This window comes from Ruminococcus sp., assembly GCF_045129435.1.
GTDB lineage: Bacteria > Bacillota > Clostridia > Oscillospirales > Acutalibacteraceae > Ruminococcoides.
Genome location: NZ_JBGVJL010000085.1, coordinates 1 through 2,174, shown reverse-complemented (window position 1 = coordinate 2,174; position 2,174 = coordinate 1). Strand labels below are relative to the sequence as shown.

At 38.6% G+C, this 2,174-nt stretch carries 2 protein-coding genes; both read left to right on the top strand.

Features of this window, described 5'->3' with window-relative positions; genetic code table 11:
• The coding region (locus ACJMMI_RS04150) for a hypothetical protein (protein ID WP_405353822.1) at positions 1–364 on the top strand (364 nt) is incomplete at its 5' end.
• Between the two features lie 231 nt (positions 365–595).
• A partial coding sequence (locus tag ACJMMI_RS04145; RefSeq protein ID WP_405353821.1) for a phospho-sugar mutase occupies positions 596–2,174 on the top strand: 1,579 nt, incomplete at its 3' end.

The following is a 2,174-nucleotide window of genomic DNA, read 5'->3' as shown; positions in this document are numbered from 1 at the left end:
GAGCGGTGTTGAGCCTTATGTTATGTCGATTTTACTTTTCCTTATTATTAAGAACTTAAGGCTTGAGAATATTAATGTAAAGGTGAAGTTTGCACTGTGGAAGATTTCGGACTTGGTGCTTGGCACTTACCTTTTATCATTTATTTTCGATTCAATTTATTATTACGAAATACTCAATAAAAACACACCTGATTTTTACACAAGATTTGCTTTTATGCCGCTTATGATGCTGTGTGTGTTTGTAAGTGCATTGCTTTCATCGGCGGTAATTAATCTGATTGCTTTCGGCATTGAGTTTGTTTACAAACAAATTAAAGAATTTGTAAAAAACAGACTAAAACCAAAAAATCGTGTAAAAAAGTGACTGTGAAATAAATTATTGCTATAAAATTATGATTATTTTAATTCTGCTATGAATATAAAATAATATATGACTAAAAATACAGGAATGTAAAAAAGAGTTAGTTTAAAATAATATACTTGAATTTACATAGTATTTATGCTATACTAAATATTGCAAAATTTTTGAAATAAATAAATTTATACCATTTTCACACGCATTTTATGCGGTGAATGTATATCTCGGGGGTTATTTATGGATTTTATGAAACTTTACAATGAATGGTTAGAAAATGCAACTGAGGATGCAGACCTTATTGCAGAGCTTGAGAGCATTAAGGGAAACGAGGACGAAATTTATGATCGTTTCTACACAGCACTCACATTCGGCACAGCAGGTCTTAGAGGTGTAATCGGTGCAGGTACTAACAGAATGAACATTTATGTTGTTCGTCAGGCTACACAGGGACTTGCAAACTACATTCTTCAGAAGTACGGCAAAGGCTCTGTTGCTATTTCTCACGACAGCAGAATTAAGGCTGACCTCTTTATGATTGAGGCTGCAAGAGTTCTTGCCGGAAATGGCATTAAGGTGTATATTACATCTGAGTTACAGCCAACACCTGTACTTTCTTACCTTGTTCGTTACTTTAAATGTCAGGCAGGTATTATGGTTACAGCAAGCCACAACCCTGCTAAATACAACGGCTACAAGGCTTACGGCGAGGACGGCTGTCAGATGACAGATGTTGCCGCAGGTATTGTATATGATGAGATTTGCAAGCTTGATATGTTCAAGGATGTTAAGATTGCTGACCTTGACGAGTCTGTTAAGAGCGGTCTTATTGAGTATGTTTCAGATGATGTATATGACACATACCTTGAAAAGGTTATGGAGCAGCAGGTAAATCCAGGCGTTTGCGAGGGTGCAGGCTTAAAGGTTGTTTACACTCCACTCAACGGTACAGGCAACAAGCTTGTAAGAAAAGTATTAAAGAAAATCGGTGTTGAGGAAATTACAGTTGTTCCTGAGCAGGAGCTTCCTGACGGCAACTTTACTACTTGCCCATACCCTAACCCTGAAATCAAAGAGGCACTCCAGAAAGGCATTGAGCTTTGCGAAAAGGTTCAGCCTGACCTTCTCCTTGCTACAGACCCTGATGCTGACAGAGTTGGTATTGCTGTAAAGGATTATGACGGCAGCTATCGCCTTATTTCAGGTAATGAAGACGGCATTATGCTTACAGACTATATCCTTTCTTCACGCAAGGCAAACGGCACACTTCCTGAGAAGCCTGTTTTGGTTAAGACAATCGTTACAACAAAGCTTATCAACAAGCTTTGCGAAAAGTACGGCTGTGAGCTTAAAAATGTACTTACAGGCTTTAAGTACATCGGCGAAGTTATCCTTAACCTTGAGAAAAAGGGCGAAGAGAACAGATATGTATTTGGCTTTGAAGAAAGCTATGGCTACCTTGCAGGTACTTATGTTCGTGATAAGGACGCAGTGGTTGCTTCAATGCTCGTTTGCGAAATGGCGGCTTACTATAAGAAACAGGGCAAGTCACTTGCACAGGTTATTGACTCACTTTATGAGGAATACGGTTACTATCTCAACCATACATCAGCATTTGAATTTGAGGGTGCGGCAGGTATGGAGAAAATGAACAACATTATGGCTGAAATCAGAGAGAACATTCCTACTGAGATTGACGGCAAAAAGGTTGTTAAGGTTTCTGATTATCTCCTCAAGTATGAACTTGACACAGTAACAGGCGAAAAGACAGCTATTGACCTCCCAACTTCAAATGTAATTTCATTTGGCCTTGAGGGCG